At 73.0% G+C, this 22,310-nt stretch carries 19 protein-coding genes; 10 read left to right on the forward strand and 9 right to left on the reverse strand.

From position 1 onward, the window contains the following. Positions 1-11 precede the first annotated feature (11 nt). Positions 12-854 (forward strand): TIGR02452 family protein, encoded by an 843-nt coding sequence (locus tag OG509_RS31920; RefSeq protein WP_406186083.1) that lies wholly within the window; start codon positions 12-14, stop codon positions 852-854. A 39-nt stretch (positions 855-893) separates the two neighbouring features. Here the strand turns inward: OG509_RS31920 and OG509_RS31925 are convergent, their stop codons facing one another. Beyond that, positions 894-1,358, reverse strand: a complete 465-nt coding sequence (locus OG509_RS31925; protein ID WP_406186084.1) for a type II toxin-antitoxin system PemK/MazF family toxin — start codon at positions 1,356-1,358, stop codon at positions 894-896. 474 nt (positions 1,359-1,832) lie between these two features. Between OG509_RS31925 and OG509_RS31930 the strand changes: the two genes are divergently transcribed. After that, complete coding sequence (locus OG509_RS31930; RefSeq protein WP_406186085.1) at positions 1,833-3,326, forward strand: IMP dehydrogenase; 1,494 nt, start codon at positions 1,833-1,835, stop codon at positions 3,324-3,326. A 37-nt stretch (positions 3,327-3,363) separates the two neighbouring features. Here OG509_RS31930 and OG509_RS31935 read toward each other — a convergent pair whose 3' ends face one another. Beyond that, positions 3,364-3,753 carry a MerR family transcriptional regulator gene (locus tag OG509_RS31935; protein ID WP_406186086.1) on the reverse strand — a complete coding sequence of 130 codons (390 nt, stop codon included), beginning with the start codon at positions 3,751-3,753 and terminating at the stop codon, positions 3,364-3,366. A gap of 119 nt (positions 3,754-3,872) precedes the next feature. Between OG509_RS31935 and OG509_RS31940 the strand changes: the two genes are divergently transcribed. Beyond that, positions 3,873-4,946 carry an alkene reductase gene (locus OG509_RS31940; RefSeq protein WP_406186087.1) on the forward strand — a complete coding sequence of 358 codons (1,074 nt, stop codon included), beginning with the start codon at positions 3,873-3,875 and terminating at the stop codon, positions 4,944-4,946. 94 nt (positions 4,947-5,040) lie between these two features. Continuing rightward, positions 5,041-5,601 carry a pyridoxamine 5'-phosphate oxidase family protein gene (locus tag OG509_RS31945; protein WP_406186088.1) on the forward strand — a complete coding sequence of 187 codons (561 nt, stop codon included), beginning with the start codon at positions 5,041-5,043 and terminating at the stop codon, positions 5,599-5,601. A gap of 100 nt (positions 5,602-5,701) precedes the next feature. Here the strand turns inward: OG509_RS31945 and OG509_RS31950 are convergent, their stop codons facing one another. Then, positions 5,702-7,750: a calcium-binding protein gene (locus OG509_RS31950; RefSeq protein ID WP_406186089.1), complete on the reverse strand. Its 2,049-nt coding sequence runs from the start codon at positions 7,748-7,750 to the stop codon at positions 5,702-5,704. Between the two features lie 197 nt (positions 7,751-7,947). Continuing rightward, complete coding sequence (rox, locus tag OG509_RS31955) at positions 7,948-9,384, reverse strand: rifampin monooxygenase (protein ID WP_406186090.1); 1,437 nt, start codon at positions 9,382-9,384, stop codon at positions 7,948-7,950. 311 nt (positions 9,385-9,695) lie between these two features. On the opposite strand from rox, the gene OG509_RS31960 reads away from it, so the two are divergent. After that, the gene (locus OG509_RS31960) at positions 9,696-10,376 is read left to right on the forward strand and encodes a DUF5701 family protein (protein ID WP_406186091.1); all 681 of its coding nucleotides are present in this window, start codon (positions 9,696-9,698) and stop codon (positions 10,374-10,376) included. Between the two features lie 4 nt (positions 10,377-10,380). Here OG509_RS31960 and OG509_RS31965 read toward each other — a convergent pair whose 3' ends face one another. From OG509_RS31965 to OG509_RS31980, 4 genes are all read right to left on the reverse strand, one after another. Continuing rightward, positions 10,381-11,655, reverse strand: coding sequence for an MFS transporter (locus OG509_RS31965; RefSeq protein ID WP_406186092.1), 1,275 nt, complete (start codon positions 11,653-11,655; stop codon positions 10,381-10,383). 218 nt (positions 11,656-11,873) lie between these two features. Next, positions 11,874-13,298, reverse strand: coding sequence for an amidase (locus OG509_RS31970; RefSeq protein ID WP_406186093.1), 1,425 nt, complete (start codon positions 13,296-13,298; stop codon positions 11,874-11,876). 58 nt (positions 13,299-13,356) lie between these two features. Beyond that, positions 13,357-14,061 carry an alpha/beta fold hydrolase gene (locus OG509_RS31975; protein WP_406186094.1) on the reverse strand — a complete coding sequence of 235 codons (705 nt, stop codon included), beginning with the start codon at positions 14,059-14,061 and terminating at the stop codon, positions 13,357-13,359. Between the two features lie 68 nt (positions 14,062-14,129). After that, the gene (locus OG509_RS31980; RefSeq protein ID WP_406186095.1) at positions 14,130-15,416 is read right to left on the reverse strand and encodes an MFS transporter; all 1,287 of its coding nucleotides are present in this window, start codon (positions 15,414-15,416) and stop codon (positions 14,130-14,132) included. A 333-nt stretch (positions 15,417-15,749) separates the two neighbouring features. Here OG509_RS31980 and OG509_RS31985 point away from each other — a divergent pair, with 333 nt between their 5' ends. From OG509_RS31985 to OG509_RS32005, 5 genes are all read left to right on the forward strand, one after another. After that, positions 15,750-16,763 carry a LacI family DNA-binding transcriptional regulator gene (locus OG509_RS31985; RefSeq protein ID WP_406186096.1) on the forward strand — a complete coding sequence of 338 codons (1,014 nt, stop codon included), beginning with the start codon at positions 15,750-15,752 and terminating at the stop codon, positions 16,761-16,763. A gap of 238 nt (positions 16,764-17,001) precedes the next feature. After that, positions 17,002-18,219, forward strand: coding sequence for a thiolase family protein (locus OG509_RS31990; RefSeq protein ID WP_406186097.1), 1,218 nt, complete (start codon positions 17,002-17,004; stop codon positions 18,217-18,219). A 150-nt stretch (positions 18,220-18,369) separates the two neighbouring features. After that, a complete protein-coding gene (locus OG509_RS31995) occupies positions 18,370-19,809 on the forward strand; it encodes an aldehyde dehydrogenase family protein (RefSeq protein WP_406186098.1) in 1,440 nt (479 codons plus the stop codon). 120 nt (positions 19,810-19,929) lie between these two features. Then, on the forward strand, positions 19,930-20,319 hold the full coding sequence (locus OG509_RS32000; RefSeq protein WP_406186099.1) for a thioredoxin family protein: 390 nt from the start codon (positions 19,930-19,932) through the stop codon (positions 20,317-20,319). A gap of 147 nt (positions 20,320-20,466) precedes the next feature. After that, positions 20,467-21,906, forward strand: a complete 1,440-nt coding sequence (locus OG509_RS32005) for a dihydrolipoyl dehydrogenase family protein (protein WP_406186100.1) — start codon at positions 20,467-20,469, stop codon at positions 21,904-21,906. Here OG509_RS32005 and OG509_RS32010 read toward each other — a convergent pair. Next, positions 21,878-22,180: a DUF2087 domain-containing protein gene (locus OG509_RS32010; protein ID WP_406186101.1), complete on the reverse strand. Its 303-nt coding sequence runs from the start codon at positions 22,178-22,180 to the stop codon at positions 21,878-21,880. The genes OG509_RS32005 and OG509_RS32010 overlap by 29 nt on opposite strands. Positions 22,181-22,310: the final 130 nt, after the last annotated feature.

Below are 22,310 nucleotides of genomic sequence, written 5' to 3' on the forward strand. Positions count from 1 at the left end.
ATGATGGCGACGTGAGCAGCAGATTGCGCGAGATCGCGCGGGAGAACGCGACCATGGTGGCGGCCGGTTGGTACCGGACGCGGTCGGGACGGCAGGTCTCCCTCGCCGCCGCCCTGGCGGAATCCAGGGCCGGAACCAGAATATATGGGCCAAACCAGGTCATTCCAGACGAGAAACTTCCCGCCGGGCGGTGCAAGACGGCCGTCGAGGTCACGGGGGAGAGCAGTACGGTCGCAGCCCGTAGGCTCGCCGAAGGCGGTCCGGGGCCGGTCTCAGGGGCCTCGGTGGCCGTCCTGAACTTCGCCTCGGCCCGTAATCCCGGGGGTGGATACGTCCGCGGGGCCAAGGCCCAGGAGGAGGCGCTGTGCCGCGCCTCGGCCCTGTACGTGACCCTGCTGGAGGCCCCGGAGTACTACGAGGTCCACCGCGCGGGACGCAGCACCTTCTACACCGACCGGGTGATTCACTCGCCCGGGGTGCCCGTCTTCCGCGACGACCGGGGCGAGCTGCTGGACACCCCCTTCCGGGCGGGTTTCCTGACCTCCCCGGCTCCGAACGCGGGCACGATCCGCCGCCAGGAGCCGGAGCGCGCCGCCGAGATCCCGGCGGCGCTGGCGCGGCGCGCGGAGCGCGTCCTGGAGACGGCGGCGCTGCACGGGTATCCGCGGCTGGTGCTGGGGGCGTGGGGGTGCGGGGTGTTCCGGAACGACCCGGCGCAGGTCTCGGAGGCCTTCCGGGCGCTGCTGGCCGGGCGTTTCGCGGGGGTCTTCGAGCGGGTGGTGTTCGGGGTGCTGGACCGCGACCCGGGACCGCGGCAGGCATTCGAACGGGCTTTCGCGGGATTCGGGGCGTAGGGGGCCCGGGCCGACCCGGCAGGGCTTTGCGGATACGCCCTAGCGCCAGCCGTAGCGCTCGCGGAGCCGGTTCACGACCAGCTGGAACCGGCTCCGGTCCAGGGCGCACGCCTCGCGCCGCATGCCGTCCTCGTGCACCCGCAGCACCCGGTCCACGTCCACCCAGGACTCCCGCCCGGCGCCGTCCCACGGCCCGGTCCCGATCGGCACCCACTCCCGGTCGTTGTCGTGCCGCTTGCTGGACAGCTGTACGGCGAGGAGCGTCCGCCCGCCCGCCTCCCGGGCGACGACCAGCACCGGGCGGTCCTTGCCGCGGCCGTCGTTCTCCTCGTACGGGACCCAGGTCCACACGATCTCGCCGGGGTCCGGATCGCCGTCCTTGTCGGGCGCGTACTCGGTGCGCACGGGCCCGATGGCGTGCGGATCGGCCTCGGTGGTGGCGGTGGCCCCGCCGCGGCCGGGCTGCTCGATGGGGTCGGAGCTGTGGTGGGAAAGTGCCGTCATGCGGCCGAGGTTAGTGGTTCGGGCGGCCGTCGCGGTGCGGTTCGGCCGGCCCGGGACGGCGGCGTCAGGCCGCGCAAGCCCCGGACCGGGTACGGGCCGACAAGGCCTACGACTCCCGAAGGGTCGGGGCGCGGCGGCCAAGTGCGAGGAGGGGAGGGCGACTTCGTCGCTGCCGCTCTCGATGCTGTGCGCCGCCGACGAGCGAGGTGCACAGGGGCGGTGCGGTAAGATCACGTATGGCGCGACGGAAGATCAGCGCCTGTGCAGCACCGCGCGGAGGATCCGGGTCTGCCGTGCCTTCGCCGCCGATTCGGCCGCGCGTGCGAGCACTGCTCCGCCGGGTGCGCCCGCTCTGAGGATCTTCAGAGCGTCTTCTTCCGATGGTGCGCTACCGGTCGGTATCGATCCGCACTGCCCGTACGAGCCTCGCCGATCCGTCGTCGATCGGTGCGCAGGCTCCTTGCTGGAGACAATGTGAAAATCCTCCCCGAGATTTCTCGTACGCTGAGCGAGTACCTCCTCATCCCGGGCCTGACCACAGAAGACTGCACGCCGGACAATGTGGATCTCGGGGCGCCGCTGGTGCGTCACCGGGTCGGCGAGGAGCCGGGAATTCGGGTCGCCACGCCCATGGTGAGCGCCATCATGCAGGCGGTGTCTTCACCGACGCTGGCGGTGGCACTGGCGCAGGTCGGCGGGTTGTCGTTCATCCACCAGAACCAGCAGATCGAGGACCAGGCCGCGGACGTGGTGGCGGTGAAGCGGCACAAGGCCGGCTTCCGGACCAGCGAGATCACCGTGGCGCCTCAGACGCTTCTTGGTGAGGTCGCCCGGCAGCTGTCCGAGGCCGAGCAGGGCGTGGCTGTGGTCACGCAGAGCGGGGAGCCGGACGGCGAGTTCCTGGGGATCATCAGCCTCGACGACTTCCATCTGGAGCGTCACGGGGCTTCCGAGACCGCCGGCAACCGGATGCGGGGCCGTGCCGGCCTGGTCACCGCGCCGGCCTCGGTCTCCCTGTCCGAGGCGAATGAGCTGATCTGGCAGCACCATCTGGACGTTCTGCCGGTGCTCGAGGACGGTCGGGTCTTCTCCTTGGTCCTCAAGAAGGACTATCAGGCCCACAAGACGTATCACCGCGCGACGGTGGACAGCGAGAAGCGTCTGCGTGTGGGTGCCGGTATCAATTCCCGTGACTTCAAGGACCGCATTCCCGCTCTGATGGAGGCCGGCGCGGACGTGCTGTGTCTGGACTCCTCCGACGGCTATTCCGTATACCAGGCGAGGACCCTCGAATTCGCGCGGGAGACGTACGGGGACGATGTTTTCGTCGGCGCGGGGAACGTCGTCGACGGCAGGGCCTTTCGCTACCTGGCCGATGCGGGCGCGGCGTTTGTGAAGGTCGGGATCGGCGGCGGGGCCATCTGCACCACACGGGCGCAGAAGGGCATCGGCCGCGGGCAGGCCTCGGCGCTGCTCGACGTGGTCCAGGCGCGCGACGCCTACGCCCAGGAGACCGGTGTGTACGTGCCGCTGTGCTGCGACGGCGGCTTGCTCAGCGACTCGCACATGGCGATGGCGCTGGCGATGGGGGCGGACTTCATCATGCTGGGCCGCTACTTCGCCCGGCTCGACGAGAGCCCGTCGCGGAAGCTGCAGATCGGCAGCCAGTGGTACAAGGAGTACTGGGGTGAGGGCTCGCGGCGCGCGCAGAACGCAGCCCGGTACGGCCAGCGCGGCCAGATGGTCTTCGAAGAGGGCGTCGACGGCTACGTGCCCTACGCCGGCAGCTTGTACGACAACGTGGAGCGGACCCGGACGAAGCTCACGTCGACGATGATCAGCTGCGGGTCGACCAACCTGCGGGATTTCCACCGCGATGCGCTGCTCGTACCGGTGTCCGCAGAGTCGTTCAAGCAGACAGGTGCCGAGGTACAGCTGCGCCAGCCCACCATCGACGCCGGAGAGTGATCTGACCGGCGGTCGGCCGGAACGGGGCCGCCCGCCGTCAGAGGGTGGGGGAGCCGGCCGGAACTGCGCGCAGGGTTTCCCGGTGTGCCCGGGCCGTGGCCATCAGCCCGTCGAGCGCGTCCCGGGTGCGGATGAGGTCGGCGATGTGGCCGGAGAGCCGGTCACGCTCCTGCGCCATCCGCGCCAGCGCGGCGTCGGAGGTCTCCTCGCTGGGCGCATCGACGCACGGCAGCAGTTCGGCGATGGTGCGGCTGGACAGTCCAGCGGCATACAGCCGCTGGATGAACGTGACCCGCTCCACCTCGCCGTCCGTGTAGTGCCGCTGCCCGCTGGTGCTGCGCGTGCTGGTGAGCAGCCCCTGCTCCTCGTAGTAGCGCACCGACCGGACGCTGACTCCGGCCCGCGTCGCGAGCTCGCCGATACGCATTTCGCCCTCCCGGTCCGCTGTGATCCGCGGCACACAGCTTGCCTCTGACGTCAATGTCAGGTTTTAGCGTATCCGCAGTGCCCGACATCCGGGCGCTGCGGATACGAAGGAGCCCTACGGTGACGACGCTTTTCGACAGCCGTCGACTCGGTGACCTGACCCTGCCGAACCGGGTGGTGATGGCCCCGATGTCGCGGGTCCGGGCCACCGCCGACGGTCTGGCGACCCCGTCCATGGCGACGTACTACGCCCAGCGGGCGACTGCCGGGCTGATCGTGACCGAGGGGGTGCAGCCGAGCCTGATAGGGCAGTCCAATCCGGGGACCCCGGGACTGCACACCGATGAGCAGGTCGACGCGTGGCGCCCGGTGACCGCCGCGGTACACGCCAACGGCGGACGGATCTTCGCCCAGATCATGCACGGCGGCCGCGTCTCGCACCCCGACACCACCGGTATGCAGCCGGTCGGTCCCTCGGCCGTCCCCGCCGTCGGCGAGGTGTTCACCCCGGCCGGGCCCCGGCCCGCGCCCGTACCGCGCGCCCTGGACACCGCCGAGGTGCCCGCGCACGCCCGGTCGTACGCCGAGGCCGCCCGTCGCGCCGTCGACGCCGGCTTCGACGGGGTGGAGCTGCACGGCGCCAACGGCTACCTGATCTCGCAGTTCCTCTCCTCGAACGCCAACCTGCGCACGGACCGCTACGGAGGCTCGACGGCCAACCGGATCCGGTTCGCCGTCGAGGCGACGGCCGCCACCGTCGACGCCGTCGGCGCGGCCAGGACCGGCATCCGCCTCTCCCCGGGCGGGACGTTCTGGGGCGTCGCGGAAACCGATGTCCCCGAGCTCTACACCGCGCTGCTCGCCGAGCTCGCCCGCCTCGAAGTGGCCTACGTCCACCTCGAAGCGACCATCGACGAGGACGCGCTCCTCGGCCTGCGCCGGGCCTGGCCGGGCACCCTCATCGTGAACCCGACCCTCCCGATGGGACCGAAGCAGACCGGCCGGACCGAAGCGGACCACTGGCTCGGGCTCGGCGCCGATCTCATCAGCTTCGGCCGCGCCTACATCGCCAACCCCGACCTGGTCGAGCGGCTGCGCCTCGGACTGCCCGTCGCCCCGGTGGACGAGGCCACGTTCTACCAGGGCGGCGACGCGGGTTACCTGACCTACCCGGCGTATCAGCACACGGACTGATCCCGCTCCGGGAGCAGACGGGCGAAAACGGGCGCGGAGAGGGTTTCCGTGCGGCCGGCAGGTCGTTACGGGGGAAGAGGAAGGGAGGTCCGCCATGTCGGCACAGGGACCCGCGAAGCACCCCACGATGACCGAGCTCGACGCCCGCTACAGCTCCGCCCTCAACCCCCGCCCGGGCGCCGAGGACGTGACCGCCACCGACTGGGCCGAGGCCCAGCGGCAATTGGAGTCCGCCGAGATCTTCTGGCTGTCCACGGCGCGAGCCGACGGCCGGCAGCACGTCACTCCCGTGATCGCCGCCTGGCACGACGGGGTGCTGTACTTCTCGACCGGCCCGAGCGAACAGAAGGCGAAGAACCTCGCCCACGACGGTCACTGCGCGCTGACCACCGGGGGCAACTCCCTCAACGAAGGGCTCGACCTCGTGGTCGAGGGCACGGCGGAGCAGATCGCCGATCCGGCGGTGCTGGAGCAGGTGATCACGGCGTACGAGACGAAGTACGGCGCCCACATCACCTCCCCCGAGGGCACCTTCCACGGTATCGGCGACGCGTTCCGCAAGGGCGACGTGGTCGTGTTCGCGGTCCCCCCGTCCACGGCCTACGGTTACGGCCGCGACGACGGGGTCTACACCCACACCCGCTGGACGTTCTGAGCAACGGGAATCACGAGGGCGCCGCTTCGTCGGCGCATGCGCCGGGCAGGGGAGAGCCGTCGCCGGGTTTCGCGGCGACGGCTCTCCGGGGAGGGGGCGGTCAGGGGCAGCTGGTGCGGGTGTCGCCCGGGTCCGTCGTGCAGGTGTCCGTGCCGGGGCCGCCGTTGGCGGTGTCGTTGGCGGAGACTCCGTCGGTGGTGGTCAGGCGGTCGTTGCCGTAGTCGCCCGTCAGGATGTCGTTGCCCGGGCCACCGTTCACGGTGTCGTCGCCGAAGCCGCCGTCGAGGTTGTCGTTGTCGTAGCCGCCGTACACGGTGTCGTTCCCGTAGCTCGCGCGGACGGTGTCGTTGCCGCCGAGGCCGCAGATCACGTCGTTGAAGTAGCCGCCGGTCAGCGTGTCCGCGCCGACGGTGCCGATGATCGTGCAGCCGTGGGCGTTGTTCGCCGCGGTGGTGGTCGTCGCCGTGTTGTTGGAGGTCGACGGGTCCTGCTGCGTCGCGCTCGCGACGGCCCTGTTCGCGACCATACCGGTGGTCCGGGGCTCGCCCGTCACCGTGACCGTGGCGCTCGCACCCGGGGCCAGGGAGCCGAGGGCGCAGGTGGCCCCCGTCGCCGTGGTCGTACACGTACCCTGCGAGGCGGCGGCCGAGGTGAGGCCCACGCCGGCTCCGGAGAGCGTGTCCGACAGGGTGACGCCGGTCGCGGTCGAGGTCGAGGCCGCGGAGTTGGAGACCGTCACCGTGTACGACGCGCGGTCGCCGATGCTCACGGTGGCCGTACCGCTCTGCGTCACCGACAGGTCCGCGCTCGGCGGCGGGGGCGGCGTCGTGCCGTCGCCGCCCTGGTAGCGGGCGAGGGCGAAGGCGAAGCCCGCCCCGACGCCCGCCGCGACGACCTTGCCGTCCGGCTGTACGAGCACCCCGCGGGCATCGTCCCAGTCCAGGAAGCCCGTGACCACGAAGCCGTCGCCGCCGAAGCCGGTGTCCACCGTGCCGTTGGTGTTGAAGCGGGCCAGGCCGAAGTCGTTGGCCTCCTGGCTGTTCGGGTCGTCGGCCTGCCCTGCGGTGACGATCTTGCCGTTCGGCTGGAGCGCCACGGCGTTCGCGCCTCCGCCGTCCCCGGGGAAGTGGACCGAGGTGCGCCCGCCGGTGCCGAAGCCGGCGTCGGGGCTGCCGTCGGCGTTGTAGCGCAGCAGGGCGACGCCGACACCGCCGGATCCCGCGGCGACGATCTTGCCGTCCGGCTGCACCGCCACGGCGTTGCCGAACTCGGTGCCGCCGAAGTCCGCGGTCACCATGCCGTCACCGCTGAAGGAGGGGTCGAGGCTGCCGTTGGGCAGGTAGCGGGCCACGCCGATGTCGAAGGCGGTGTTGCCCACGTACCCGATCGAGACGATCTTGCCGTCCGGCTGGAGGGCCATGCGGCGGGCGGTGCCGCCGGCGTCCTGGGGCGAGGCGGGCGTGAAACCGGCGACCACCGCGCCGTCGCCGCCCAGGCTCGGGTCCAGGTGTCCGCCGGTGTCGAGGCGGACCAGCGCGAAGCCTCCGCCGCCGCCCTTGCCCGCGGCGATGATCTTGCCGTCGGGCTGCACCGCCACGTCGGCGCCGTCCGCGGATCCACCGAACTCCTCGACCCGTACCAGGCCGCCGTCGCCGAAGCCCGCGTCCAGACTGCCGTCGGTGTTGTAGCGGGCCACCGAGAAGAAGCAGCAGCCGCCGCCCTCCTCCGCGATGACCTCGGTGGTGCCGGCCACGACGATCTTCCCGTCCGAGGGCTGGATCGCCACCGCGTTGGCCGCATGGGCGCCGCCGCCGAAGTCGCTGGTCACCGTGCCGTCCCCGGCGAAGCCGGAGTCGAGGCTGCCGTCGGCGTTGTACCGGGCGAGCGCGAAGCCGCCCTCGCTCATGCCCACCACGACCAGCTTACCGTCGGCCTGCTGCGCGATGTCGTGGCCTTCCGCGTACCCGGGGAACGGGGTGACCACCCAGCCGTCGGGCCCGAACGACGGATCCAGATCGCCGGGCGCGGCCAGGGCGGAGCCGGGCAGCGCGAGTACGAGCGCCAGGCCGAGCGCGGCGGCCAGTACCCCGGTGGTCCCGCCGGCTCCGCGGCGCCGCCGCCGCGCGGGTCTCAGGTGTGCGTGGGTCATGGGCGTACGAACCTCCGGCCTCGCGGGGTGCAGGGAGCAGCGCACAGCTTCGTACGGGAGCCCGCCCGCGCCCCGCGAGCCGTGCCGCACTGCGCCCACTGGGCCCCGGGAACCACCCCGGCGGGGGAGCGCGCGGGGGTGGTCGCCGGGTGACCGCGGGGTGATCGCGTGGGTGATCGCGTGGGTGGGCCGGCTGCTCAGCCGGCGGCGGCGCCGAACCACTTGGGCAGGTGGTCGAGCAGATCCTGCTGGTCCTCACCGACCCACGCCACATGGCCGTCCGGCCGCAGCAGTACCGCCGGCACGTCCAGTTCGTCACTGACGTCGACGACGTGGTCGACCCGGTCCGACCAGCCCGCCACCGAGAGCCGGCCGCTCTGGTCGAGGAGCAGGCCGCGGCCGCCGCGCATCAGCTCGTAGAGGCGGCCGTGCTTCAGCGCCACGTCCCGCATCCGTCGGCCGAGCAGTTCGTGGCTCTCGTGGCCCCCGCCGAAGTCGTAGCGGACGGAGACCGCGGTGATCTTCTCGATGAGGTACCGGTTCACCTCCTCGAAGTCCATCAGTTCCGCCAGCAGCCGGCGCACCGACTGGGGACCCGGCTCGGCGGACATCAGCTGGATCTGCGCGCGGGTGTTGTCCAGTACGGCGGCCGCCACCGGGTGCCGTTCGGCGTGGTAGCTGTCCAGCAGCCCCTCGGGTGCCCAGCCGGCGACCTCGGCGGCCAGTTTCCAGCCGAGGTTGAACGCGTCCTGGACGCCGAGGTTGAGCCCCTGCCCGCCGGTCGGCGGGTGGATGTGCGCCGCGTCGCCGGCCAGCAGCACGCGGTCCACCCGGTAGCGCTCGGCCAGCCGGGTGGCGTCGCCGAAGCGGGAGAGCCAGCGCGGCGAGTGCGCGCCGAAGTCGGTGCCGGCGAAGGCGTGCAGCTGCTGCTTGAACTCGTCGAGGGTCGGCGCGGTGGCACGGTCCTCGGCCACGCCCTCGGCGGGCACGATGACGCGGTAGACCCCGTCCCCCATGGGCATGGCGCCGAACCGCAGCTGGGTCTTGCGGACTTCGGCGATCACGGCGGCCACCGTCTCCTCCGGTTCGGCCAGCTCCATCACGCCCAGCAGCGTCTCGACCCGGGAGGGTTCGCCGGGGAAACCGATGCCGAGCAGCTTGCGCACCGTACTGCGACCGCCGTCGCAGCCGACGACGTAGCGGGCGCGCAGCCGCGTGGTGTCGGCCAGCTCGACGGTCACCCCGTCGTCGTCCTGGCTCAGCCCGACCAGCTCACAGTCGCGCCGGATCTCGACGCCGGCCTCGACGGCGTGCTCGGTCAGCAGCCGCTCGGTGATCTCCTGCGGGATGTGGAGGACGTACGAATGCGCCGTGTCCATCCGCTCCGGCCAGGAGGTGCCGAGGCCGGCGAAGAAGCCGCCCACCGTGAACTGCCGGCCGAGCGGGAGGAACCGCTCCAGCAGGCCGCGCTGGTCCATCACCTCGATGCTGCGTACGTGCAGACCTTGGGCGCGGGACTGACGGGTCGGCTCCGTTTCCTTCTCCAGTACGAGCACCCGCACACCGTGCAGCCGCAGCTCGCCGGCCAGCATCAGGCCGGTCGGTCCGCCGCCGACCACGATCACGTCAATCATCAAATCCCCCAGGTACGTTGAGAGAGGCGCGTGTACTGCGCGAATCCCTGATTTCGGCAGGTTCCGGCCTCGGTCGATGATTGTGCGGCACGACGGGGGCCTTGCGGCAAGCCCCCCAGTGCGCTATATGTTGAGAGTGGCAAGGAGTGGGAAACCTCCTTGCCTTTCTTTTTGTCCGCCGCTCGGCGGCGCAGGGCTGCGCGAGAGGCCGGGGCGGGAGAGGCCAGGGCGGGGCGGGAACATTCGGGCGGGCCGCCTCGTTGGTCCGGGGTCCGCCGCTCTGAACCGCGAACCGCAGGAGTACCGTGCCCGTGCCTGTGCCCGTACCCGAAACCTCCTCCAGCCCCGGCGTGCCCTCTCTCCCGCCGCTCGCCGCCCAGGCCGAGCGCCTGATCGAGCTCGGGGTGCACGAGCTCGCGGGGATTCCCGCCGACGCGCTGCGTGCGTTCGCCTCCGCGGAGGACACCGGCGGCGGGCACGGCGACGGCGCCCTGCTCGCCGTCCACCCGGACCGCGCCTCCGCCTCCGCCCTCGCGCCGCTGCTCCGCCGCGACGGCAAGCCCGGCTTCGTTGTCACCGACATGCCCGACGTCGACGGCTTCGCCCCGCTCGACGCCATCGAGCTGCCCGACGCCCCGCTCTACGTCGTCACCGGCCTCGATCGCGGCGACCACATGGCCAACTGGAGCCCGGAGGAGGCACTGCCGGCCCTCACGAAGGAGGAGCGCACTCCGCTGCTGCTCACCGAGGGCATCCACTGGGTGCTCCAGCAGCCGGCCGCCCTGGAACGCAACCGCTGCTTCATGACCATCGGCTCCCGGCTGCGCAAGGCGAACGGCGCCCTGGACGCCCGTACCCCGGCGATCTGGATCAGCAACGGCACGGGGCGCGACGGCCGCGAGCGGCGCAACGCCCCCAAGGTCGGCTGGTGCTGGTGGGGCAACCGCCACACCTGGCTCGGCTTCGCCTCGGCGGCGGGTCGCAGACCGTGACGGCCTAAGCAGTTGCTCCGGTCCGCTGCCGCCGGGGCAATTCGGCGCGCCGCACCGCGTCGGAAGCCAGGACGATGACCCCGCCCAGGCCGGCGAAGGCGGCGCAGCCGGCGAACACCGGCGCCGCGCCCCAGGCCCCGACGGCCGCGCCGACCAACGGGTAGCTCAGGGGCGCGAGGCCGACCATGGTGAGCATCACGACGGAGGTCACCCGGCCGAGACAGGCGGGATCCGCGGCAGCCTGGACAAGGGTGTTGTCCAGGCTGCCGAACACGCCCGCGCTCAGCCCGATGACCGCGGCCGGCACCACGGCGATCCAAAGGCTCGGCACCAGCGCGATGGTGGCCGCTCCCGCGCAGCACACCAGCAGCGTCCCGGCCAGCATCAGGCCGGCGCGGGGCAGCCAGCCGGCGATCGCGAGCAGCGCGGCGCTCGTCGCGGCCCCCGCACCGAAGCCGCTGACGATCCAGCCGTAGCCGGAAGGCCCCCAGCCGCGCTCGGCGTTGAGGAGCACCATGCCGACGCCGAGGGTGCCGGTGAGGCCGAGTTCGCAGACGGCGCCGGTGGCGACGAGCGGGCCGATGAGGCGGTGGCGGCGGATGTAGCGCAGGCCGTCGACCAGGTCCTTCCGTACGGTGCCGGGCGCCGGGCGCTCCTCGGCACGCGCTCCGGCGGTCCGCAGCCGCAGTGTCAGCAGGAGCGGCAGCGACAGCGCGAAGAGCAGGCCGGCGACGGTGAAGGCGGCCGCCACGCCTCCGAACCCCATGGCCAGGCCACCGATCGGCGGCCCCGCGATCTGGCTGAGGCGCATCGACAGGGACCGCATGCCGGTGACGCGGGCGAGTTGGTCGGGGCTGTTGATCCGTGGCGGGAGGGCTCCGACGGCGGGTACGAACAGCGCGTCCACGGCGCCGAACACGAGCGCCACAACGACCAGGATCCACAGGGCCGGCGCCGTCGACGCGATGGCAGCGGCGACCCCGAGGATGAGCAGACAGCGCACCGCGTCGCTGCCGAGGACCACCCGGCGCGGGTCGAAGCGGTCGGCCACCACTCCTCCGCCGAGCATGAGCAGCGCCCGTGGCAGCGCCCCGGCGGCCATGACGAGCCCGACTTCGGCGGGGCCGGCGGCCTTCTGCGCGGACCAGCCGAGGGCGACGAAGTACACGCTGTCGCCTACGAGGGAGGCGGTGTACGCGATGAGCCAGCGCAGCACGTTGCCGTCGCGGTATGCGGGCGGGGTGACGCGTTCGGGCAGAGCGGTCAACGGGGTGGCCAAGGCGGGCGGAATCGGCGGAGAGGGAGCCCGACTCCGGGCCGGGGGCGCGTACTTCGGCCGTCCGGCTCGACAGCCCGCGAGGACGCCGCACCGGCATCACGGCCGAGCCGGAAGCACGGCGGTCCCGCGCCGCAGTGCCGCAGGACGGCCCGAGGCCCCGGTCCCTCCTGAACCGGCTCTTCGGCCGCACTCGCTGAGCCGAGGGCGGCGGATCGCGCTCAGCCCCCGGTCGGCCAGTGGTTCGTCCAGGCTTCGGCTGCTTCCGCCTGGGCCGCCAGGGAGAGGAGGAGGGGTTCCGAATCGGCCGGGCCCAGGAGCTGGGCTCCCAGGGGGAGGCCCTCGGCGGTGAAGCCCGCCGGGATGTTCACTCCCGGCCAGCCGAGGACGTTCCACGTCCAGGCGTACGGGCACGCCGCGATCATCGCCCGGTCCGTGGCCATCGCCCCGAGTCCCGCCAGGGCTCCGATGCGCAGCGGGGGAGTGGCCGTCGTCGGGGTCAGGACCACGTCGAACCGGCCGAAGATCTCCCCGACCCGCCGCCGCAGCAGGGTCTCCGCCCGGCGGGACGCCCGTAGCGGCAGGCCGCCCAGGATCCGGCCCGTGCGCATGGCCTCGTGCGTGCGCGGGTCCAGTAGCCCGGGATCCGGCACCCGGGACGCCCAGTCCCGTACGCCCCCGGTCGCGCGGGGGACGAAGGTCAGGCCGATCTGCCCGTAGCGCGGGTCCTCCGGGACCACCTCGTGGCCCAGCGACTCCAGCCGGCCCGCCAGTCGCTCCACCGCCGAACGGACCTCCGGATCAAGGGACTTCGGCGTCGCCGTGAAGGCCATCCCGAACGACAGGGCGATGCGCAGCCTGCGCGGCGTACGACGGGTCGCCTCGACCGCCGAGACGGGGGCCGGGTGGTGCCGGTCCCCGGTGTGCGGGCCGCTCGCGGCGTCGAGCAGGAGCGCCGCGTCGCCGACGCTGCGGGCCAGCACGCCGTTGACGGTCAGCCCGTGGAACGACTCCGGCTCCGGCCAGGTGGAGATGCGTCCGCGCTGCGGCTTGACGCCCACCAGATGGGTCCAGGCCGCGGGGATCCGTACGGAACCCGCCCCGTCGGACCCCAGCGCCGCCGGGACCAGGCCCGCGGCCACGGCGGCCGCCGAACCGCCGGAGGAACCGCCGGGCGTGTAGGCCGGGTTCCACGGATTGCGGGTCTCGCCGAACGCCGGGCCCTCGGTGAACGGCCACTGCCCCAGCTCCGGCGTCTGGGTCTTGCCGATGACGACCGCGCCGGCCGCGCGCAGCCTGCGTACGGCCTCGCTGTCGGCGGTCTTCGGCGGGAACTCCCCGGCGCAGCCGAACGCGGTCGGCTCCCCGGCCACGTCCATGTCGTCCTTGACGGCGACCGGTACGCCGAGCAGCGGGAGCCGCTCACCGGCGGCCAGGCGCCGGTCGGCCGCGTCCGCCTCGGCGAGCGCGGCCTCGGTGCGTACGATCCGGAAGGCGTTGAGGACGGGCTGCGCGGCGGCGATCCGCTCCAGCGCCTCCTCGGTCAACCGGCGTGCGGAGACGCCTCCTTCGGCCAGCGCCCGTGCCGTTTCCACCAGCCCGGAAGACACAGCCGAAGCCTTCGTACCTGACGACGTCACCGACATCGGACCTCCCCGTTACCGCTCGGTAGGACCGAAGGTAACGGGGAGGGCCCGAGGGTGGCTAGAGCGGCTGGATCCAGCACTCCAGCGAGGCCATGAACCCCTCGAAGTCGTCCCGGTGGATGGTGTGTCCGGCGCCGGCCACGGACCGCACCTCGAAACCGCGCTCCTCCAGCAGCGCGGCCCGCTCCGGGGAGATGAGGAAGCTCGGGTCCGCGAGCTGTACGAGCGAGGGGACCACCGGCGCCGCCGGCAGCAGGTCCGTACCGAACAGCGGGGCCAGACTGAGCACCGTTCCCTCGTCCCACAGGGCCAGGGTCGCCAGCTCCACGTCGATGTCCGCCTCGTCCCAGCGCGGGTTCATCGCCCGGATCTGCTCCTTGGGCGCGGACTTGAACTGTGCGAACACCTCCGGGCCCATCCCCTCGGCCGGGGCGGCCAGATGCCAGGCCGGGTCGGAGAACACCGCCCGCTTCGGCTTCAGGCGGTCCACGGCCAGCGAGAGGGTCAGCCCGCCCAGCGAGTGGCCGATGGCGAGGTCGGCGCCGGCCGGCAGGGTCTCGACCACGTCCTGCGCGAACAGCTCCGGGGCGTACTCGCCCCGCCCGCTGGCGCCGTGGCCGCGCAGGTCCACGGCGATGACGCGGTAGCCGCGCTCGGCGAGCGCGGGACCCACGCGGCGCCAGGTCCGGTGGTCGGCCATCATGCCGTGGATCAGGAGCGCGACGCGGTCGCCCTCGCCCCAGGTGTGGGTGTGCAGCTGCACGGTGATGCCTTTCTCGGAAGTCTCGGAGTCCAGGAAGTTCTCGGAAGTTCTCGGAATTTCCGGGAAGTTCAGCGCACGCTGCGGATCGGCCTCACCGCCAGCGCGCCCGCCACCGCCAGGACCGCCGCGACGATGAACAGCGCGGTGTAACCGCCGCTCAGCGAGACGATCACCGAGGCGATGAACGGCGCGACGATCTGCGGCCCCGCGTTCGCGATGTTGAGCACGCCCATGTCGCGGGCCGCGTCCTCCGCCTTCGGGAGCACCATCGTCACGAGCGCCGTGTCCACGGCCATGTACGAGCCGAAGGCGAGCCCGTTGACGGCCGCGAAGGCCAGCATGGCCGTCCAGCCGTCCGACACGGCCGGGATCACGAGCGCGACGGCCGACAGCAGGGCGGAGGCGCCGACGAACAGCTTGCGGCGGTCGAGCCGGTCGGAGAGGTATCCGCCGAGGACCGTGGAGAGCACCATCGCGACGCTCGTCAGCGGCATCAGCACCGCCACCGCCGCCTCCGGCTCCATGCCGTCGGGCAGCACGGTGTGGTCCTGGAGGATGTACAGCTGGTACCCGCTGACCGCGAAGTACCCGAGCACGAGCAGCGCCCGCCCGATGAAGGCCCAGCGGAAGTCGTGGTCGCGCAGGGCGCCGGTGAACGCGGCGAGCTGCTCCTTGACCGGCAGCGGGGCGCGCGCCGGGAGCCGTTCCTCGCGGGTGCAGGCGGTGAACAGGACCGCGGCGCCCGCCACGACCGCGCCGAAGACGAGGTACCCGGTGCGGTAGTCCTCCGAGTACGCGGCGCCGATCAGCGCCCCGAGGGTGGAGCCGAACGGCAGGCCGAGTCCGACGGCCGCGGAGGCCCTGCCGCGGGCGGACTTCGGGACCCGGTCGGGGACCACGGAGGTGATGGCGGCCTGGTAGACGTTCATGACGGCCTGGCCGAGGCACCAGGCGATCGTGATCAGCAGGATCGTGTCGGCGGCGCCGAGCAGGAACATCGCCGGTACGGCGGCGAGTCCGCCGCCCAGGATCCAGGGATTGCGCCGTCCGCTGCGGTCGGACAGGGCGCCGGCGACCGGGTTGAAGATCGTGGCGAAGATCGCCGAGACCCCCGCGATCAGGCCGAAGTTGGAGACCTTGTTCGCCGGGTCGATGTCCTCGACCTGGAGGGCGAGCAGGACGCCGCCGACGCCGATGTACAGGGCGTACATCGCGCTGTTCCCGACGAGCAGCAACGGGAACAGACCGCGTCCGGGAGCGCGCGGGGCGCTGGTGGCGCCGGGTGCGGCGGACGCGGCGGACGCGTCGTCGGGGGTGGCTCCGGCGGTGCCGGTGCCGGAGGAGGAAAGGGCCACGGTGCCCTCCTGGGCGGGTTCTTCGTGCGGGTGAGGGTGGGGTGGAGCTGAGGTGAGGGGTACGGGAGGGGGTGTCGGGAGGTGTGGGGAAGCAGTGCAGGGAGGGGTACGGGGAGGGTGCGAGCCGCCCTGTCGCGGCGGCGGGGGTGCGTCGGAACACGACAAAGCGGCGGCACGGCGGGACACGGTCGGACACGTGCTGCGGTGCCCCCGGGGAACGGGATGTGACACCCGGGTTACACGTGTCAATGAATCGTGTAACCACTGTGTAGCATTCGTTTCCGGCCATCCGCTAGCCCCCGGGCGCAATCGGTCTGGAAAGATGCCACGGCAATGTCACAGTCATCGAAACCGCCGCAGCCGGCCCCCGTGCCGACCAGCGCCGACGTGGCCCGTCTCGCCGGCGTGTCGCGCGCGACCGTCAGTTACGTCCTCAACAACGCGGAAGCCGTACGCATCAGCGAGCCGACCCGCCGCAAGGTCCGCCGGGCCGCCGAGGAGCTCGGGTACGTGCCGCACGCCGCTGCCCGCAGCCTGCGCGCCGGCCACACCCGCATCGTGCTGCTGCCCAGCTCGCACGTGCCGATCGGACCGCTCTACAGCGCCTTCCTCAACGAGCTCCAGTGGTCGCTGCGCCGCCTCGACTACACCGTGGTCCAGTACGGCAGCCTCGGCCTCAGCGGCGACGAGGCGGCCCGTGCCTGGGCCGAGCTGCGCCCGGTCGCGGTGATCTCGCTGGGCGAGATCACCCTCTCCGCGCACAACGTGGCCACGCTCAAACGGGCCGGCGCCCGCGCGGTGATAACGATGGGCCCGGTCGGCGTCCCCGGGGCCCACGCCCTGGTCATGGACCAGAGCGAGGTCGGCGCCCGGGCCGCCGCCCACCTCGTCGAGCGGGGCCATCGACGGATCGGCGTGGTCGTCCCGCAGGAGGAGGGGATGGAGCTCTTCTCCGTACCCCGGCTGGAGGGCGCCCGCTCGGTGGCGGGCGCCGAGGTCGAGCCGCTGGCGATGGCCTACACGGAGGAATCGGCCGCCGCCCTCGCCGCCCGCTGGCGCTCGCTCGGCCTGGACGCGGTGTTCGCGTACAACGACGAGTACGCGATGCTGCTGATGCGCGCCCTGCTGGACGAGGGGTTGCGGGTCCCCGAGGACGTCGCGGTCATCGGCGCCGACGACCTGCTCATCGGCAGACTGCTGCGGCCCCGGCTGAGCACGGTGCAGATCGAGCTGCCGACCGGGCACCACCTGGCCGAGCTGGTGGACCGGGCGGTGCGCGAGCCGGGCGAGATCACGCAGCGGCACGACCTGATCTCCGCCGTGGCCATCCGGCGGGAGTCGACCTGACGACCGGCCCGTGACGACCGGCCCGTGACGACCGGCCCGTGACGACCGGCCGCCAACGACCGGCCGCCAACGACCGGCCCCGGCGGTCGGTCGTTGGCCGGCAGAGGGCCGTTGACAGCCGGTGACCTGCGGACGGAGACTTCGGGCGCGCCCCACCGGGCGTGCCCGGCGCCGCACCGGGTGCCGATCCCGGCACCGCCCCGGCGCCGCCCGTACGGATCCGCCCAGGAGAGCCCCCATGAGCATCCGCACCGCCCGCGACGGCCGCACCGTCCGCGACGTCTACGTCGTGGACGCCGTCCGCACCCCGATCGGCAAGTTCGGCGGAGCCTACGCCGGGGTCCGCCCCGACGACCTCGCCGCGCACGTCGTACGCGCGCTGGTGGACCGTACGCCCGACCTCGACCCCGCCCGCATCGACGACGTGGTCTTCGGCGATGCCAACGGCGCGGGCGAGGACAACCGGGACGTGGCCCGGATGGCCGTCCTGCTCGCCGGGCTCCCGGTGTCCGTCCCCGGGGTCACCGTCAACCGGCTCTGCGGTTCGGGCCTCGAAGCGGTGATCCAGGCCGCCCGGGCGATCGCGCTGGGTGACGCCTCCGTCGCCATCGCGGGCGGCGTGGAGTCGATGAGCCGCGCCCCCTGGGTGATGCAGAAGCCCGAGCGCGCCTTCCCGGCCGGCCACCAGCAGATGTGGTCCACCACCCTGGGCTGGCGGATGACCAACCCGCGCATGCCCGCGGAGTGGACGGGCTCGCTTGGCGAGGGCGCCGAACTCATCGCGGAGAAGCACGGCATCACCCGCGAGGCCCAGGACCTCTTCGCCCTGGAGAGCCACCGCAAGGCGGCGGCGGCCTGGGCCGCGGGACAGTACGGGGACGAGGTCGTCGCGTACCCCGGAGTGGACCTCGTACGCGACGAATGCATCCGGGAGGGCTCCACGCCCGAATCGCTGGCCCGCCTGAAGCCCGCCTTCCGGACGGACGGCACGGGTACGGTCACCGCCGCGAACGCCTCCCCGCTCAACGACGGCGCCGCGGCGCTGCTGCTGACCGACGAGGAGGGGCTGGCCGCCACCGGCCGGGAGCCGCTGGCCCGGATCAGCGCCTCCGCGGTCACGGGCATCGAGCCGCAGCTCTTCGGCCTGGGGCCGGTCGACGCCGTACAGCGCGCGCTCGCCAAGGCGGGCCGGAGCCTGGCCGAGCTGACCACGCTGGAGCTGAACGAGGCCTTCGCGGCGCAGGCGTTGGGCTGCCTCGCGGCCTGGCCGGAGCTGGACCCGGCGGTGCTGAACCCGCGCGGCGGTGCCATCGCGATCGGGCACCCGCTCGGCGCCTCCGGGGCGCGGCTGGCCGGTTCGGTGGCGCACCAGCTGGCCGCGGCCGGGTCGGGTACGGGCATGGCGACGCTGTGCATCGGGGTCGGGCAGGGCATCGCGCTCGTCCTGGAGCGCTGAACGCACCCGCTCCGCCGAGCCGTCGATCGTTTCCGGTCACGGTGGCCCGTCAACTGCCCAATAACTGAACAGATGTGGTGCCTCCGGTCTGGCACGATGGCGCGTGCTGCCGCCCCCCGCCCCGCCCATCCCCACCGGAGGCCCCGCGCCATGCCGCTCCTCGAACCGACGCTCTGGCAGGACGGACCGACCCTGACCGGGGGCGCCGCCCCGGTCGCCGAACCCGCCACCGGCCGCACCCTGGCCACCCTCGCCCTGGCCGCGCCCGCCGATGTCGCCGAGTCCGCCCTGCGGGCCCGGGCCGCCCAGGCGGACTGGGCGCGGGCCTCCCACATGGAGCGGGCCGCGGTCCTGCGCCGCGCCGGGGACCTGTTCGCCGCCCACGCGCAGGAGCTGCGGGACTGGCTGGTGCGGGAGTCCGGCTCCATACCCGGCAAGGCCGACTTCGAGCTGCACGTCGCCGCCCAGGAGTGCTACGAGGCCGCCGCGCTGGCCTCCCGCCCGGCCGGGCAGGTGCTGCCGAGCGAGGCGCCGCGGCTCTCCTTCACCCGCCGGGTCCCGGCCGGGGTGGTGGGCGTGGTGGCCCCGTTCAACGCGCCGCTGATCCTGGCGATCCGCTCGGTCGCCCCGGCCCTGGCCCTCGGCAACGCCGTGCTGCTCAAGCCGGACCGGCGGACCGCCGTGTGCGGCGGCCTCGCGCTCGCCGCCGTGTTCGCGGCCGCCGGGCTGCCGGACGGGCTGCTGCACGTGCTGCCCGGGGGAGCGGAGACCGGGGCGGCGGTGGTCGCCGATCCGCTGGTCCGGGTGGTGTCGTTCACCGGGTCCACGGCCGCCGGACGGCTCGTCGGGGAGCTGGCGGGTCGTCATCTCAAGCGGGTCCACCTGGAGTTGGGCGGGAACTCGGCCCTCGTCGTGCTCAAGGACGCCGATGTCGAGGCCGCCGTGGCGCAGGCCTCCTGGGGCTCGTTCTTCCACCAGGGCCAGATCTGCATGACGGCCGGCCGGCACCTCGTCCACGCCTCGCTGTACGACGAGTACGTAGAGCGGCTCGCCGCGCGGGCCGAGGCCCTGGCGGTGGGGGACCCGTACCGCGAGCGGGTGCACCTGGGGCCGCTGATCGACCGCGGCCAGTTGGAGCGGGTCCACGCCCTGGTCGAGGCGAGCAGGGAGCAGGGCGCCAAGCTCGTCGCCGGCGGCACGTACGAGGGGCTCCTCTACAGGCCGACCGTGCTGGCGGGCGTCGCCGACGACACCCCCGCCTACGCGGAGGAGGTCTTCGGCCCGGTGGCGCCCGTACGGTCCTTCGTGACGGAGGAGGAGGCGGTGGCCCTGGCTTCGGCCGGCCCGTACGGCCTTTCCCTCGGGATCGTGACCCGCGACGCGGCGCGCGGGATGGAGCTGGCCGGGCGGATCCCGACCGGGATCGCGCACGTCAACGACCAGACGGTGAACGACGAGGCCGTGGCCCCCTTCGGCGGGGTCGGCGCCTCGGGCACCGGGGCCCGGTTCGGCGGCGAGGCGAACCTGGACGCCTTCACGGAACTGCGCTGGACGACGGTCCGCTCGGCTCCGGCGGGGCACCCTTTCTGAGACGGCACGTACGTGCGGGCCGCCGACGCCGTGCGGCGGCCCGCACGTGCACCGCGGCGGAATGCTCGGGGCGAGTCGATCGTTCAACGTGCATACAAGGCAATCAGGAGGTCTGGAACCGTGGCTACTGTCGAGCTCACCAAGGAGAACTTCGACCAGACGGTCAGCGAGAACCCGTTCGTGCTGATCGATTTCTGGGCGGGCTGGTGCCGGCCCTGCCTGCAGTTCGCCCCGGTCTACGAGAAGGCCTCGGAGGCCCACTCCGACCTGGTCTTCGCCAAGGTGGACACGGAGGCGCAGCAGGAGCTGGCCGCCGCCTTCCAGATCACCTCGATCCCGACGCTGATGATCGTCCGGGACCAGGTGGCGATCTTCGCGCAGCCCGGCGCGCTGCCGGAGGCCGCGCTGACGGACCTGATCGGTCAGGCGCGGGCGCTGGACATGGACGAGGTGCGCGCGAAGATCGCCGCGTCGCAGCAGGACGGGCAGCCCGGCACGGCGGAGGCCTGAGCTCCGACCCGCCGACCGGCCGCGGGACCGCGCGCCGCGCGTCCGCGGCGCGGCCGGAGTGCGTCTCCGCGCGGCCGCCGCGCGTCTCCCGCGCGCCCCACGGTCCCCACGTAAGGTGACAGGGAACAAGAGCCCCTGGAACCACGGATGGTGACTGTGTCGGAAGCGGTGGAGTACGACGTCGTGGTGCTGGGCGGGGGACCGGCGGGCGAGAACATCGTGGACCGGACCCGCGCCGCCGGGCTGACGACCGCCCTGGTGGAGGCCGAACTCATCGGCGGTGAATGCTCGTACTGGGCCTGCGTCCCCAGCAAGGCACTGCTGCGCCCCGCGCTGGCCAGGGCCGACGCCCGCCGGGTGCCGGGGCTCGCGGGCTCCGTGGAGGGGCCGCTGGACGCGGCGGCCGTGTTCGCGCACCGCGACTACTGGACCTCCAGCTGGAAGGACGACGGCCAGGTCGACTGGATCGAGTCGATCGGCGTTCACCTCTACCGGGGCCACGGGCGCCTGTACGGGGTCCGCAAGGTCGCCGTCACCAGCCCCGAGGGCGAGCACCACGTGCTCGCGGCCCGGCACGCCGTGGTCGTCGCCACCGGCACCCGCGCCGTGATCCCGGACGTGCCCGGGCTCGCCGGGGCGCGCCCGTGGACCAGCCGGGAGGCCACGTCCGCGCAGCAGGCGCCGGGCCGGCTGCTGATCGTGGGCGGCTCGGTGGTGGCCGCCGAGATGGCCACGGCCTGGCAGGCCCTCGGCTCCCGGGTCACGGTCCTCGTACGCGGCTCCGGGCTGCTGCCGCGGATGGAGCCCTTCGCCGGAGAGCTGGTCGCCGAGGCGCTGCGCGAGGCCGGTGCGGTGGTCCGTACGGACGTCGCCGTCGAGACGGTCGTACGGGACGGCTCGACCGGGCCCGTCCAGGTCGTACTGGAGGGCGGCGAGATCCTGGAGGGCGACGAGCTGCTGATGGCGACCGGCCGCTCGCCGCACACCGAGGACATCGGGCTGGAGACCGTCGGGCTGACCCCGGGGGACTGGATCCCGGTCGACGAGAGCTGCCGCGTCCAGGGCCACGACTGGCTGTACGCCGTCGGCGATGTCAACCACCGCGCGCTGCTGACCCACCAGGGCAAGTACCAGGCCCGGATCGCCGGGGCCGCCATCGCCGCCCGCGCGGCGGGCAGCCCCCCGCTCGACACCGGCCGCTGGGGCGCGCACGCGGCGACCGCCGATACGCAGGCCATGCCGCAGGCGGTGTTCACCGACCCGGAGGCGGCGGCCGTGGGCCTCACCCTCGCGGAGGCCGAGCGGGCGGGCCACCGGGTCCGCGCCGTCGACTACGACCTCGGCAAGGTCTCGGGCGCCGGCCTGTACGCCGACGGGTACCGGGGCCGGGCCCGGATGGTCGTCGACCTGGACCGGGAGGTGCTCCTCGGGGCCACCTTCGTCGGCCCGGGCGCGGCGGAGCTGCTGCACGCGGCCACGATCGCGGTCGCGGGGGAGGTCCCGATCGACCGGCTGTGGCATGCCGTCCCGGCGTTCCCGACGATCAGCGAGATCTGGCTCAGGCTGCTGGAGACGTACCGGGGATAGCCGGGTCCACGACGTCGGCCCGCCGGTAGCTGCCGCCGTCGCGGGTGCGGGTCAGCAGGCCCGAGGTGATCAGGTAGCGCCGCAGCGCCGAGCAGTCCTCGTGCACGGTGCGCAGCGCGTCGTTCCCCTCGGGCTCGGTGTACGTCCGGCCCTCCTCGAAGAGGGTCTCGGTGAGGTGGGCGAGCAGCTGCTCGCGGCGTGCGGCCTTGCGCGGGATGGCGACGAGCCGCCCGCCGGAGAAGAGGTCGGCGACATGGCGCTCTTTCTGTGACATGGCAGCGAGCCTGTCCGACACCCCGCACGTCCGGCAACGGATTTATGCCGGACGCACTGTGGGCGACGCCAACTCCCCCGAAAAGTGACGGTCGTTCATCTTACTGAGCGGTAGACCCCGCCAGTACCCT

The organism is Streptomyces sp. NBC_01006 (assembly GCF_045162725.1).
In the GTDB taxonomy this organism is placed as follows: Bacteria; Actinomycetota; Actinomycetes; order Streptomycetales; family Streptomycetaceae; genus Streptomyces.